The following is a 13,304-nucleotide window of genomic DNA, read 5'->3' as shown; positions in this document are numbered from 1 at the left end:
GGCCTGGCCCTCACAGCGCTTCGGCTTCGGTTTCGATGCCGGTCTCCGGGCGCTCCCTGCTGTTCGCCAGCACCGCCCGCAAGGGTGCTGAAGGCGGCGGCACCATCGACACGCTGGTCTTATCGGCGCCGTCGCTCTTCAGCTGGTTGCGGTCGATGGGCAGGCTGCGCAGGCGTTTTCCCGTCGCGGCAAAGATCGCGTTGGCAAGGGCAGGCCCGGCCGAAACCGTTGCCGTCTCGCCGATGCCGCCGGGCGATTCCAGGCTCTTGACGTGATAGACCTCGATCTTCGGCGCCTCATTGTTGCGGAGGATGCGGTAGTCGTGAAAATTACTCTGGTCGACGCGGCCATTGCTGAAAGTGATGCCGCTGTAGAGCGCCGCCGACAGGCCGAAGATCAACCCGCCTTCGATCTGGGCTTCGACCGTGTTTGGGTTGATGGCGATGCCGCAATCGACGGCCACCACCGCGCGCTGCAGCGTAATCTCGCCGGCCGCTGAAACCGAGATCTCCAGCACCGCGGCCATGAAGCTGCCGAAGGCATCGTGCAGGGAAATGCCGCGGCCGCTGCCGGCCGGAAGCGGCGAGCCCCATCCCGACTTTTCGGCCGCAAGCTCGAGCACGCCTGCGGCCCGCGGCTGGTTCTTCGTCAGCGCCCGGCGATACTCTACCGGATCCCTGCCCACCGAATGGGCGAGTTCGTCCATGAAACTTTCGACCACGAAGACATTGTGCGTCGGTCCGACGCCGCGCCACCAGGTGATAGGCACCGGCGGATCCTCGCGCACCCAGTCGACCTGGATGACCGGCAGATCATAGGGCGGTTTGGCGGCGCCCTCGACGGCATCGTCGTCAAGCTTGTCCTGAGGCCAGCCGCCGGGGATGTAATTGCCCAACACCGAACCGCCGGCGACATGGTCGATCCACACCGTTGGCAGGCCGTCGGCGCCGAGACCGGCTGATATCCGGTCGTAGTAGGTCGGCCGGTAGAGATCGTGCTGGATGTCTTCTTCACGCGTCCAGATAACTTTGACCGGGTAGCTCACCTGTTTGGCGATCGCCACCGCCTGGCCGACATATTCGGCGACCAGCCGGCGGCCGAAGCCGCCGCCGATCAGGTGATTGTGCACGATGATCTTGTCGAGCGGAAAGCCCGTGACCTGTGCCGCCCAGCCTTGCGCCTGGGTGGGCACCTGGGTGCCGAGCCAGATCTCGCATTCATCGGCGCGCACATGCACGACGCAGTTGACCGGCTCCATCGGCGCATGGGCCAGGAACGGCAGCTCATAGCTCGCCTCGACCGTCTTGACGGCGGCTTTCAGCGCGCCGGCGACGTCGCCTTCCTGGCGCGCCATGATCGGTGTCTTGTTTTTGGACGCAGCCTTCAGCGTGTTCATCATATCGGCGCTTGAAAGCCTGGCGTTGGCGCCTTCGTCCCAGGTGATGGTGAGGGCCTCGAGGCCTTTCTTGGCCGCCCAGAAATGATCGCCGATCACGGCGACCGCATTGTCCAGCCTGACGATATCGCGCACGCCTGGGACGGCGCGTGCCGCCGTCTCGTCCACATCGCCGAGCTTGCCGCCGATCACCGGACAGGCGGCGACCGTCGCCACCTTCATGCCGGGCACGCGCACATCGATGCCGTAGACCACTGCGCCATTGACCTTGCCCGCCGTGTCGACCCGGCGCAGCGACTTGCCGATTAGCTGGAAATCCTTGGGGTCCTTGAGCTTGACGTCGCTCGGCACCGGTTGCTTGCCGGCTGCGTCGGCGAGCGCGCCATAGGCCAGCTGCCGGCCTGTCGGCAGATGCGTGACCACGCCAAGCTTGGCGCTGCATTCCGAAATCGGAACCGCCCATTGCGCGGCTGCTGCCGCAACCAGCATCGTGCGGGCAACGGCGCCTGCCTTGCGCAGCGATTCCCAGGTTGCCCGCATCGAGGTCGAGCCGCCCGTTGCCTGGCCGCCAAGCGCAGCGGTGGCGTACAGCTTGTCGTTGGGCGGCGCGTCGACGACCTTCACCTGGTCCAGGCCGACTTCCAGTTCCTCGGCAATCAACGTCGCTTCGCCGGTGTGCGTGCCTTGGCCCATTTCGATGTTGGGCAGGATGAAAGTGATCTTGCCGTCGCTGTCGACGCGGATAAAAGCATCGGGTGAAAAGGCGGCGGTAACGTCGCCCTCGACGGGTTCGGCGGCGGCAAAACCGGGCCTGGTGCCGGCGCCCAGCATGGTGAAGCCGAGCAGAAGGCCGCTGCCCTGCAGGAAGGCACGGCGCGAGGTGAATTTTTGGGTGGGGGAGGAGGACGGCTTGCTCATGGCTGGCTATCTCCCTCAGGCCTTCGCGGCCTGTTTTATGGCCGCTCTTATTCGCGTGTAGGTGCCGCACCTGCAGATATTGCCGGACATGGCGGCGTCGATATCGCTGTCGCTCGGGTCGGGGTTGCGCTCCAGCAGCGCCGAGGCCGACATGATCTGGCCGGACTGGCAATAGCCGCACTGGATGACTTCAAGGTCGAGCCATGCCTGTTGCACTTTCTTGCCCGATGGCGTCGCATCGATCGCCTCGACGGTGGTGACATGGCGCGACCCAACCGACGCGACCGGCAACACGCAGGATCGCACCGGTTGCCCGTCAAGCTGCACCGTGCAGGCGCCGCACTGGGCGATGCCGCAACCGAACTTCGTGCCGGTCAGGCCGATGACATCGCGCAGCACCCACAGCAATGGCATATCGTCCGGCACGTCGACACTGCGATCCTCGCCGTTTACATTGAGCGCAATCATGGGCCTCTCCTCGGTTATCCGCATCCCCGTGGACAATGCAGTAGGCACCTGTTTGCCGGTAGTGTCTAATCACATGCATGTTGTTCGGCACCGCAACGCGTGTGCAAATCGCACTCGTGTGCGCGCCACAGTGCCCCTGATCTTTGCCGGGCTGCCGGCAGAAAGGTTTTTGCGATGGCTGAGTTGAAGGTCAGAACCCGCGTCACCGGCGCGACGGCGACGCTGCAGCCCGGCGGCTTGCCTTCCATCACCACTCCGACCGGCGGTGCAGTCGATGTCGTCACCGGTGTCAGCGCGCCGGGTTTCAATCCGCTCGACCTGCTCTACGCCTCGCTCGCCGCCTGCATGGTGCTGAGCGCGCGCATCGCCGCCTCCCGCCTCGGGGTTGCCGCCGCGCTTGGCGAGGTGCGCGCCGAGGTCAGCGGCGAGAAGGCCAAGGACGAGCCGTCGCGCGTCGAAAGGCTCAACATCAGGCTCGACATCTCAGGCGATCTCGACGCTGCGACCAAGCAGCGGATCGTCGAGGACGCCGAAGCGATCTGCACGGTGTCCAACACGCTGCGCGCCGCGCCGCAATTGCATACGACGCTTGGGTGAGGGCTTCGCAGAATGCCTCGCTGCCACCAACCAAGGACCGTCCCATGGCCATGATCCCGCCGATCGACTACGCCTCGGCATCGCATGACATCCGCGCCGAGCACGACAGGGAGCTTGGCCTGCGCGGACGCATGACCAACATGAAGCGCATCCTGCTGCATTCACCGGCGGCCCACCGCATCTATGCCGAATGGTTCACCCTGCGCGATCTGCTCAAGCCCGCACTCGACGACCGCGCTGTCTGGCTGTTGTCGCTGGCGATCTCCGAGAGATGCCGCGCCGAGATACCGCTTACCTTCTTCCGCCGCGCGCTGATCGATGGTGGCCTTGATCCCGAGGCAATCCAGCCAACCTCCGACGAGGCGTTGCTGATCGAATTTGGCAAGGCAGTCGCCGCCGATGCCAATGTCATTCCGAACGACATCTGGGCAGCGCTGAAGGCTCGCTATGACGACACGCTGCTGGTCAACCTCGTCGCCTTCGCCGGCATCATGGTGGCGACCTGCCTGTTCACAAACGCGGTGAGGGTCGATCTGGACCCTGAGTTGGAGGCGTATCGCCGCAAGGGTGCCGATCCGGTCTGATGCGATCGATACGCAGTCGATCTGCAGTGGATATCGCCCGGAAGGATCAGCCGTAGTAGCCGGCTCCAAACAGCAAAAGTGTTTCCACCTGGGAGTCCGCTTCTTTTCCTATGGCTGTCCAGATGCTGATGCCGAGAGCATTCGAAATCGCGCTATCGATCTCGACCTTCACATTGGGGTCGGTTTGTCTCAAGAACCTCAGCGCAACCTCCATGGAAATCGGAAACAGCGACGCGCCACCCAGTTCCAAGATCGCAGGCGAGGTGAATTCTAGCGCTTCGAGTGCGCCATCGGCCTTGTAATAGGCGAATACTCCAAGGTCCGGCCAATAGTCGGCCGGAACGCTGGTTGGGCTCCGCCGGAAGACCTTGAGCTCTCCTGAAAAGAAGGATCTGACAGTCGCCTTAGACGATCCGAGAGGAAGCCCTTTGACGCCATTTAGCGGTTCGATCGAAAGATGCATGTACACAGTTAATCGCTGCCGGCAGCAGATGACAATGTTCATCGCAGGAATCGGGTGGCCCAGGCGCCTCGTTCGCCCCACTTTGACCGCAAGCAAAGGAGGCATCCATGACCATCCATTCGATAAGCACCAAACGCGCAGCCCATTCGGCCGAAGCGCGCATCGCAGCGCAGGACTGGAGTGCTCTGATCGGCGAACTGAACAGCCACGGCAGCACCGTCATGCCGGCGCTGCTTTCACCCGAGGAGTGCACCGAGATCGCCGGTCTCTATCCGCATGAGGACCATTTCCGCAGCCATGTGGTGATGGCCCGCCATGGCTTCGGCAAGGGCGAGTATCGCTATTTCCGCTATCCGCTGCCGGATCTGGTCGGTGGCCTGCGCACCGCGCTCTATCCCAGGCTGGCCGGCGTCGCCAACGACTGGAACGAACGCATGGGCGCGGCACGGCGCTATCCCGATGACCACGCCGCCTTCCTCCAGCTTTGCCACGAAAGCGGCCAAACGCGGCCGACGCCGCTTCTCCTGCAATATGGCCCCGGCGACTTCAACTGCCTCCATCAGGACCTCTACGGCGATCTCGCTTTTCCCCTGCAGGTGGCGATCCTGTTGTCGCAGCCCGGCGAGGATTTCACCGGCGGCGAATTCGTGCTGACCGAGCAGCGCCCGCGCATGCAAAGCCGTGCCGAAGTGGTGCCGCTGACCCGAGGCGATGCAGTGATCTTTGCTGTCCACAATCGCCCGGTGCAAGGCACGAAAGGGCACTACCGCGTCAATCTCCGGCACGGCGTCAGCCGCCTGCGCTCGGGACGGCGGCATACGGTGGGGATCATCTTCCACGACGCGAAGTAACGTCGTCCGCTTCGGCGCGGCTCCTTCGTTCCACTCCGAGATCGGCTAAGATTCACACTTCGTCGACGTCGAACAGCAGCATCGTCAAGTCATCGTCTCCTGGGGCGAGTATACGCCGGTCAGCGGCGCAGGCAATGCCGATTTCGGTGGCAAATGCGCTCTGCATATCGGCGAGGCTGTCGAAATAGAGTGTCCCGACCAGATACGGAATCTCGCCCGCCGAGCGCTTGATGATGGGCCGCCTGCTGATGTCGTAGCGCCGCAGGCCGGGAAGCTTCTTGGCCAGCGGCACATGAACCTCGAAATAGTGCCGGTCGAACGCCTCCGGATCAGCCGGGGTTTTGTAGATCACGAGCATCTTGGCCATCGTCATATTCCTGCCTGTTGGTGTCGCTGTTTGGGGGCCATGCAGGCCGCCGTGCCAATGTCGGTCCGCGAGGGCGGTTTTCGACAATCGCTGGATTTTTGTTTTCGAGCGCGATGACGGGGTCCTCGCCACCATCTGTGGCGCTTCTGCCTCTTTCCTCCTTGCGCTCATTCGCGTATGGCCCCGGGCAAATCCCTCAACTTTGCACCAACTCCCCCGGACCGCCTCATGATCCGTCTTGAAAGCATCAGCAAACAGAACGGCCGCCAGCTTGTCTTCATCGAGGCCTCGGCCTCGCTACAGAAGGGCGAGAAGATCGGCCTTGTCGGTCCGAACGGCGCCGGCAAGACGACTTTGTTTCGCATGATTACCGGCCAGGAGCAGCCCGACGAGGGCCAGGTGCAGGTCGATCGCGGCGTCACCATCGGCTATTTCAGCCAGGATGTCGGCGACATGGCCGGCCACAGTGCTGTGGCCGAAGTGATGAACGGCGCCGGGCCGGTCAGCGACGTGGCGGCCGAAATGGCCGAACTCGAGGCGGCCATGGCCGATCCCGAGCAGGCCGACCGGATGGATGAGATCATCGAGAAATATGGCGAGGCGCAGCACCGTTTCGAGGAACTCGACGGCTATGTGCTCGATGGCCGCGCCCGCGAAGTGCTGGACGGCCTGGGCTTCAGCCAGGAAATGATGGACGGCGATGTCGGCAAACTGTCCGGCGGCTGGAAGATGCGCGTGGCGCTGGCCCGCATCCTGTTGATGCGGCCCGATGTCATGCTGCTCGACGAACCGTCCAACCATCTCGATCTCGAAAGCCTGATCTGGCTGGAGCAGTTCCTGAAAGGTTATGAGGGCGCGCTGCTGATGACCTCGCACGACCGCGAGTTCATGAACCGCATCGTCAACAAGGTGGTCGAGATCGACGCCGGGTCGCTCACCGCCTATTCCGGCAATTACGAATTCTACCAGCAGCAGCGGGCGATCGCCGACAAGCAGCAGCAGGCGCAGTTCGAGCGCCAGCAGGCCATGCTGGCCAAGGAGATCGCTTTTATCGAGCGCTTCAAGGCGCGGGCGTCACACGCCGCCCAGGTGCAGAGCCGGGTGAAGAAGCTCGACAAGATCGATCGTGTCGAGCCGCCCAAGCGCCGTCAGATCGTGAATTTCGATTTTCAGCCGGCGCCGCGCTGCGGCGAGGATGTCGTGACGCTGAAGAACGTCCACAAGGGATATGGCAGTCGCTCGATCTATGAGGGGCTGGATTTCCAGGTCCGCCGCCGCGAGCGCTGGTGCATCATGGGCGTCAACGGCGCCGGCAAGTCAACGCTGCTGAAGCTGGTGGCAGGCGCTTCCGATCCCGACACCGGCACGGTCGCGCGGGGGCCGAGCGTGAAAATGGGCTATTTCGCCCAGCACGCCATGGAGGTGCTGGAGGGCGAACGCACCGTGTTCCAGACGCTGGAGGACGCGTTTCCGCAAGCCGGCCAGGCGCCGCTCAGGGCACTCGCCGGCTGCTTCGGCTTTTCCGGCGACGAGATCGAGAAGAAATGCCGGGTGCTGTCGGGCGGCGAAAAGGCGCGCCTGGTGATGGCGCTGATGCTGTTCGACCCGCCCAATCTGCTGGTGCTCGACGAGCCGACCAACCACCTCGACATCGCGACCAAGGAGATGCTGATCACGGCGCTGTCACAGTACGAAGGCACCATGCTGTTCGTCTCGCACGACCGCCATTTCCTGGCGGCACTCTCCAATCGCGTGCTGGAATTGACGCCCGAAGGCATCCACACCTACGGCGGCGGCTATACCGAATATGTGGAGAGGACCGGGCACGAGGCGCCGGGGCTGCGGACCTGACGCAGGTCCTGCGTCCGCATTTGCGTCCAGCAAAGCCAGGATTTGTCAGCTCGCCGCCAGCCATTTGCGCGACTGCGCGAAGGCCTTGAAGGCTTTGGCATCCATCGGGTAGCCGAACAGGAAGCCTTGCAGGATGTCGCAGCCAAGCTCTTTCAGGATGCGCGCGTGCTCCATCGTCTCGACGCCCTCGGCGATCACTTCGATCCCGAGCGACTTGCCGATGTCGATAATGGACGACACCAGCTGCCGCTGTGCGATTGAGCTGGTGATGGGGGTGACCAGTTGGCGGTCGATCTTGAGGCGACGCGGCCGCAACTTCAACAGCGAGACGATCGAGGCATGCCCGGTGCCGAAATCGTCGATCTCGATGTCGATGCCGAGCCCCTTGATGTGTTCGATGTTCCAGCTGACCAACTCGTCGTTTTCGTCGAGGAAAATCGACTCTACCAGTTCGAACGACACGGTCCCTTCCTTGATGGGAAGCTTGCGCAAACCCTTGATCAGGTCCCTGTCTTCCAGGCGCCGTGCGGAAACGTTGACCGAGACGCGCGGGATGTTGAGGTGGCTGCGCGACCAACGCTCGAAATTATCGAGCGCCTGCTCCAGGACGGTGCGGTCGATAAGCGCCACGACATTAAGTTCTTCAGCCACCTTGATGTAGGCGTCGGGGGTCAGCATGCCGCGTTGCGGATGATCCCAACGCGACAGCGCCTCGACGCCGACGATCTCCAGCGTCTTGGCGTCGAACTGCGGCTGATAGTAGACGATGAATTCGTTCCGCTCGAGCCCGCCCAGAATCTCGTCGGCGGTCTGCTTGGTCCGCACGATCTCGCTCTGCAGCTCTTCGTTGAAAAACTCGTAGCGGTTGCGGCCGCGGCCTTTCGCCCGGTACAGCGCCAGATCGGCATTGACAAGCAACTGCTTGGCATCGACGCCGCTATTGGCCGCAATGCCGATGCTGACGCCGAACCGGCACTGGTGACCCAGATAGTCGACCGGCTGGCGCATCGCATCGATAATGTGGTCGGCCAGCGCGGCGAGTTCCTTGTCGTCGCGTCCATGGCTCAGCACGACAAACTCGTCGCCGCCGATGCGCGCAACGAAATCGGCACTGCCGACGCTGGCCTTGATGACTTTCGAAGCATGCACCAGCAATGCATCGCCCGCCGCATGGCCGAGCGTGTCGTTGATCTGCTTGAACCGGTCAAGGTCGAGATGCAGCAACGCCGCACGGCCGTCGGCTTCGCGGTTTTCGGCAAGCATCTCGTCCAGATACCGACGGTTGGGCAGACCGGTCAGCGAATCATGCATCGCGACATGCTCGATGCGGGCTTTGGCCAGGTTCAGTTCGGCATTTTTCGATTCTGAAAGGCGACGTTCACGCACGAGATTCTCGTTGAGCAGCACGTCGCCTGTCACATCCCATTCGGCGCCGATCATTTTTGGCGTGCCGTCGATGTCCCGGAAGAAACTGGCGCGGGTGCGCACATGGCGAATGGTGCCGTCCGGCCGCAGGAGCCGATACTGCGAAGAGTAGGGGCCTTGTGTTGCAACAGCCGAATCGAAATCTGCTTTAGCCCGTTCGAAGTCTTGGGGATGGATCGCCAGCGCCCAGTCGTCATAGCTACGGGTCTTGCCGCCGCCGGGTTTGCCATAGATTTCGTTGATGCGGTCGTCCCATACGAGTTCGTTGCTGACGGTATCGTGCTCCCACACGCCTATAGCAGAGGCTTCCAACGCCAACTCCAGCCGCCGGGACAGGCGCCTCAACTCGGCGTCACTTTTCTGCCGCTCACCGAAAAGACGTCCTGCCACGAGGATCGGCAGCACCACCAGCGCGCCGGCAAGCGCCATGAGCAGACGCAACAGCCACTCATTTTTCGGAGCGGTCGGCCAGCCGCCCTTCGGTATGGCTGAAATTTGCCAGGAGCCTGAAGGCAATTGCACCTCTGCCATCACCGGATTGCCGGACACGACATTATCGCCGCCGAAGAACAGTTCCCCGCCGCCGCCGAGCGCATCCTTGCCGATAAGCGCCACATTGATATCCAGATCAGGGTCGGTCAGTCCGCTGGCAGCGTAGAGCCGATCGACATCGATCACGGCCGAGACGATACCCCAGAAACGGTCGCCGCCACCCGCCGTCGGCACGAAGACGGGGATACGGCCGATGAAGCCACGTCCGCCTTGCGCCAGTTTGACCGGCCCGGCGAGCACCAGCGCGCGCTGGTCACGGGCGCGAAGCGCGGCCATGCGTTGCGTATCGCTCTTGCGGTAGTCCAGCCCGATGGCTTTTTCATTGCCTTCCAGCGGATACATCAGCGCGATGACGAGGTCGGGGGCGCCGGCAATATCGCGCAACTGCGATTTTTGCTCGAACAGATTACGGGCGAGTGCCGCAAATCTTTGCTGGCCCATATAAGGCTCGGTAACGATTGTCGAAACGAGACCCTGAACCAGCTGGAGATTGCCGCCTATGTTGCCTTCGAGCTTGGCGCGTATGATGTTGACCTTCGCCAGGACGTCGGCGCGCGCCAGCTGATCGGAGACCTCTCTGTTCCTCTGGTCGGCAACCAGGGCGCAGACGAGAAGCACGACAAAGGCAATCGCCGCCGGCAAGTTGGCGGAAGAAAAAACGGCCCGTTTCAACCGGCCGGAATTGAGCATTGCACCTGCCAACTCGATCCGAAGACCTTTCCAGGACAGTAGTCCTTCGGTCGACCATAGTAGCTAAAGCTTAAGTTTGAGCTTCGAGACGAATCCGAGAACAAACGGTAAGCTTTTGGCTGCCAGGGTCCAGCCGAAATCTGAATGAGTGTCCGAAAGTAGGACGCCAGGTTGCAGCGTTCTGCAACCCAGCGGCGAAGTCATATTCGCCTCAGATTGCAACAAGCCGCCTGATCTTGCCGCGCGGGCCCTTGCGGGAGGCTTACTTCCCAGCCATTTGATCGGCCAGCGCCTGCGCCTGGGCGAGCAACGCCGGGAAAGCCGGGTCAGCCGGCAGGCGCTGCGCCATGCAGGCCCGGTAGTCGCTGTCGCCCTTGTCCCAGGCGGCGTTGGAGGACTCGAACGCTTTTTCGTCCTTCAGGTCCGATGCCTGGTAGGCCTCCTGGAATTTCTGCGCGGCGGCGTCCGCAGCAGCCCACACGGCGTCGCAGGCGGCGATCTTCGGAACGGCAGGGGCTGCCGGCGCTGCGATAATTCTCACGCTGTTGCCTTTGACGAGCGTAACGATGACTTCCTGCTCATAGATCGGCCCGACGTCCTGCGTCCAGCCGCCGAGCCGTGCGAAGGCGATGTCGGCGCCTTCGGGTTTCTTCAATGGAAAGTCGAGCGTTCCCTCGAAGGCGGCGTCGCTGTTGATCGCCTGGGTATAGAAGGCATCCAGCTTAAGCGCCTCATCGATGCCGGCGGGCAGTTTGAAACTTTCGTCGGTCTCGGCGGTTCTGGACTGGAGCCAGCGCTCCAGCAGCCCTCGCGTCGTTGCCACTAGGCTGGGGCCGTCGTCGCCCTTGGTGTATCGCAGCCCATCGAGCATGCCATAGCCGATATCGGAGTCGCTGAGGCTTTCGATATTGATTGTGCCGGTTGGCGGAAAGTCCTTGACCGCCAGCGGCCCGATAATGCCGGCAAGACGCTGCTGGAGGTCGGCCAGCGCCTTCTCGTTCTCAGCGTCGATGGTCTCGATTGCCGCGTTCGCACTGTTCAGCGCTGCGATATCAGCAATCGCCTTGTCACGCGCGGCCACATAGTCGTCCTCCGGCGAGGCCGCGAAAGCCACGCTGCTCACCAGTGCAAACAGAAACGTCCAGACCCACCGCATGATATAAACCCTGCTCTACGTTCGATTCCAAGGATACATGACAACATTGGGCTGAAAAAAGACGCCGTTGGAGCTGCAGATCTCCCCACATGAGGGGGAGATGGCCGGCAGGCCAGAGGGGGTCGCCGCGCGTGGAGCGCTAACCTTCTNCCCCCTCTGTCGCCTTCGGCGACATCTCCCCCTCGAGGGGGGAGATTGGCGCCTAATCACGCCTTGCGCTTCTCCACCTCCGCCTTCCTCAGCAGGAAGCGCTGGATCTTGCCGCTTGGGGTCTTCGGCAGTTCCGTGATGAACTCGACCTCGCGCGGGTAGGCGTGCGCCGACAGCCGTTTCTTGACGTGCTGGGCCAGCTCTTCGGCGAGCTCCGAATTGCCCTTGTAAGCCGGCGCCAGAACGACGAAGGCCTTGACGATCTCGGTGCGCTGCGGATCGGGCACGCCGACGACAGCCGCCTCGTTGACCGCCGGATGCTCGATCAACGCGCTTTCGACGTCGAACGGGCCGATGCGATAACCGGCCGAGGTGATGACATCGTCGGCGCGGCCGATGAAGGAAACCGAACCGTCCGGCTCGTACTCCACCGTGTCGCCGGTGCGGTAGTAGCCGCCCGTGGTCGCCGGCGTCTCGGCTTGGTGATAGCCGTCGAACCAGCGCAGCGGCGACTTCGCGATGTCGACGGCGAGGATGCCGGGCTGGTTGGGGCCGAGCTCGTTGCCGGCCTCGTCCAGTACCACCATGCGATATCCGGGCATGGCGAAGCCGGCCGAGCCCGCGCGCACGACATGCGAGAGCCCATGATGGTTGTTGACCATCATGCCGTTCTCGGTCTGGCCGTAATGGTCGTGAATGGGCGCGGCGAGATTTGCGTCGAACCAGCGGATGACTTCCGGGTTGAGCGGCTCGCCGGCGCTGCTCACCACGCGCAGTCTGCCTTTGACTCGGGCCGCAGCTTCCGCGCCTTCCGCCATCAGCAGGCGATAGGCGGTCGGCGAGCCGGCAAGGCTGGTGACGCCGAGCCGCTCGATGATGTCGTAAGTGCTCTTGGCGTTGAAGGCGCCTTCATAGAAGGTCGTGGCGATGCCGAGCTGCAACGGGCCAGTGATGGCGTAATAGAGGCCGTAGGCCCAGCCGGGATCGGCGATATTCCAGAAGATGTCGTCGGGCAGCAAGCCGATCGCGTCGCGCATATAGGCGCCGAAGGCGAGCAGGGCGCGAAGCGGCACCGGCACGCCCTTGGGCAGGCCGGTCGTTCCCGACGTCGACATCATCATGAACAAGTCGTCGCCCTTGCGCATCACCGGCTGGCACTCGGGCGAGGCGGCGGCAAGCGCGGCGCGGAAATCGATGTCGCCTGCAGGTAGCACACCGCCATTGCCAAGAATGGTGGCGATTTGCGCTGATGTCTCGACCTCGTCGAGCTTGCCGCGATTGGCCGGGTTGGTCACCACGATCTTGGCGCCGCTATAGCCGAGGCGGTGCTCGATGGCTTTCGGACCGAAGGCGGTGAACAGCGGCTGGTAGACCGCGCCGATGCGCCATGTCCCGAGGATCAGCGCCACCAGTTCGGGGACGCGCGGCAGCATGCCGGCGACGACATCGCCGGCACGGACGCCGGCGGCCTTGAGCACATTGGCGGCGCGCCCCGACATGTCGGCGAGATCGTCGAAGCTGAATTCGCGAAGCTCACCACCGGCCGAGATCGCGCGCAGCGCCAGCCGGTCTTCTCCGGTGTAGCGGCCGCAGCATTCGACATAGGCATTGATGCCGGTCCCAGGGTTGCCATACAACCGCGCGATCTCATCTTCGATGCGAAAGCGCTGAACGGCATCCTCATAGCGCGGCATTTTGCTCATCGCGGTCCTCCCTAAGCGGCGCCCATCTCCCCTTGGAGCGCCTTATCGGTCAGATTGCCTGAAATTGCTGCGCTGGTCGATTACGGCGATAGTCGGGGGATGCGAAGGACCGCAGCGCAGCGACAATCCGCGC

The 13,304-nt window shown here is 63.1% G+C and carries 11 protein-coding genes; 4 read left to right on the top strand and 7 right to left on the bottom strand.

Features of this window, described 5'->3' with window-relative positions; genetic code table 11:
* Positions 1 to 10: 10 nt before the first annotated feature.
* Positions 11 to 2,314 carry a xanthine dehydrogenase family protein molybdopterin-binding subunit gene (locus X757_RS137690; protein ID WP_023727801.1) on the bottom strand — a complete coding sequence of 768 codons (2,304 nt, stop codon included), beginning with the start codon at positions 2,312 to 2,314 and terminating at the stop codon, positions 11 to 13.
* Between the two features lie 15 nt (positions 2,315 to 2,329).
* Positions 2,330 to 2,782, bottom strand: coding sequence for a (2Fe-2S)-binding protein (locus X757_RS0135115; protein ID WP_031197152.1), 453 nt, complete (start codon positions 2,780 to 2,782; stop codon positions 2,330 to 2,332).
* A gap of 174 nt (positions 2,783 to 2,956) precedes the next feature.
* Between X757_RS0135115 and X757_RS137695 the strand changes: the two genes are divergently transcribed.
* Positions 2,957 to 3,379, top strand: a complete 423-nt coding sequence (locus tag X757_RS137695) for an OsmC family protein (protein WP_023670326.1) — start codon at positions 2,957 to 2,959, stop codon at positions 3,377 to 3,379.
* Between the two features lie 44 nt (positions 3,380 to 3,423).
* Positions 3,424 to 3,963, top strand: coding sequence for a hypothetical protein (locus X757_RS137700; protein WP_023684792.1), 540 nt, complete (start codon positions 3,424 to 3,426; stop codon positions 3,961 to 3,963).
* 46 nt (positions 3,964 to 4,009) lie between these two features.
* Here X757_RS137700 and X757_RS0135110 read toward each other — a convergent pair whose 3' ends face one another.
* Positions 4,010 to 4,468 carry a hypothetical protein gene (locus tag X757_RS0135110; protein WP_050586866.1) on the bottom strand — a complete coding sequence of 153 codons (459 nt, stop codon included), beginning with the start codon at positions 4,466 to 4,468 and terminating at the stop codon, positions 4,010 to 4,012.
* Between the two features lie 65 nt (positions 4,469 to 4,533).
* Between X757_RS0135110 and X757_RS137705 the strand changes: the two genes are divergently transcribed.
* Positions 4,534 to 5,277 carry a 2OG-Fe(II) oxygenase gene (locus X757_RS137705; RefSeq protein WP_023684794.1) on the top strand — a complete coding sequence of 248 codons (744 nt, stop codon included), beginning with the start codon at positions 4,534 to 4,536 and terminating at the stop codon, positions 5,275 to 5,277.
* 52 nt (positions 5,278 to 5,329) lie between these two features.
* Here the strand turns inward: X757_RS137705 and X757_RS137710 are convergent, their stop codons facing one another.
* The gene (locus X757_RS137710; RefSeq protein ID WP_023670330.1) at positions 5,330 to 5,644 is read right to left on the bottom strand and encodes an EthD family reductase; all 315 of its coding nucleotides are present in this window, start codon (positions 5,642 to 5,644) and stop codon (positions 5,330 to 5,332) included.
* Between the two features lie 228 nt (positions 5,645 to 5,872).
* Between X757_RS137710 and X757_RS137715 the strand changes: the two genes are divergently transcribed.
* On the top strand, positions 5,873 to 7,495 hold the full coding sequence (locus X757_RS137715; RefSeq protein ID WP_023727800.1) for an ABC-F family ATP-binding cassette domain-containing protein: 1,623 nt from the start codon (positions 5,873 to 5,875) through the stop codon (positions 7,493 to 7,495).
* A gap of 45 nt (positions 7,496 to 7,540) precedes the next feature.
* On the opposite strand, the gene X757_RS137720 is transcribed toward X757_RS137715, so the two are convergent.
* From X757_RS137720 to X757_RS137730, 3 genes are all read right to left on the bottom strand, one after another.
* Positions 7,541 to 10,162, bottom strand: a complete 2,622-nt coding sequence (locus tag X757_RS137720) for an EAL domain-containing protein (RefSeq protein ID WP_031251661.1) — start codon at positions 10,160 to 10,162, stop codon at positions 7,541 to 7,543.
* A gap of 262 nt (positions 10,163 to 10,424) precedes the next feature.
* On the bottom strand, positions 10,425 to 11,318 hold the full coding sequence (locus X757_RS137725; RefSeq protein ID WP_023693888.1) for a hypothetical protein: 894 nt from the start codon (positions 11,316 to 11,318) through the stop codon (positions 10,425 to 10,427).
* A 206-nt stretch (positions 11,319 to 11,524) separates the two neighbouring features.
* Positions 11,525 to 13,171 (bottom strand): acyl-CoA synthetase, encoded by a 1,647-nt coding sequence (locus tag X757_RS137730; protein WP_023727798.1) that lies wholly within the window; start codon positions 13,169 to 13,171, stop codon positions 11,525 to 11,527.
* Between the last annotated feature and the right edge of the window lie 133 nt (positions 13,172 to 13,304).

It is taken from the genome of Mesorhizobium sp. LSHC412B00, assembly GCF_000503035.1.
In the GTDB taxonomy this organism is placed as follows: domain Bacteria; phylum Pseudomonadota; class Alphaproteobacteria; order Rhizobiales; family Rhizobiaceae; genus Mesorhizobium.
The sequence above is the reverse complement of the archived record's forward strand: the minus strand, read 5'-3'. Positions and strand labels throughout refer to the sequence as shown.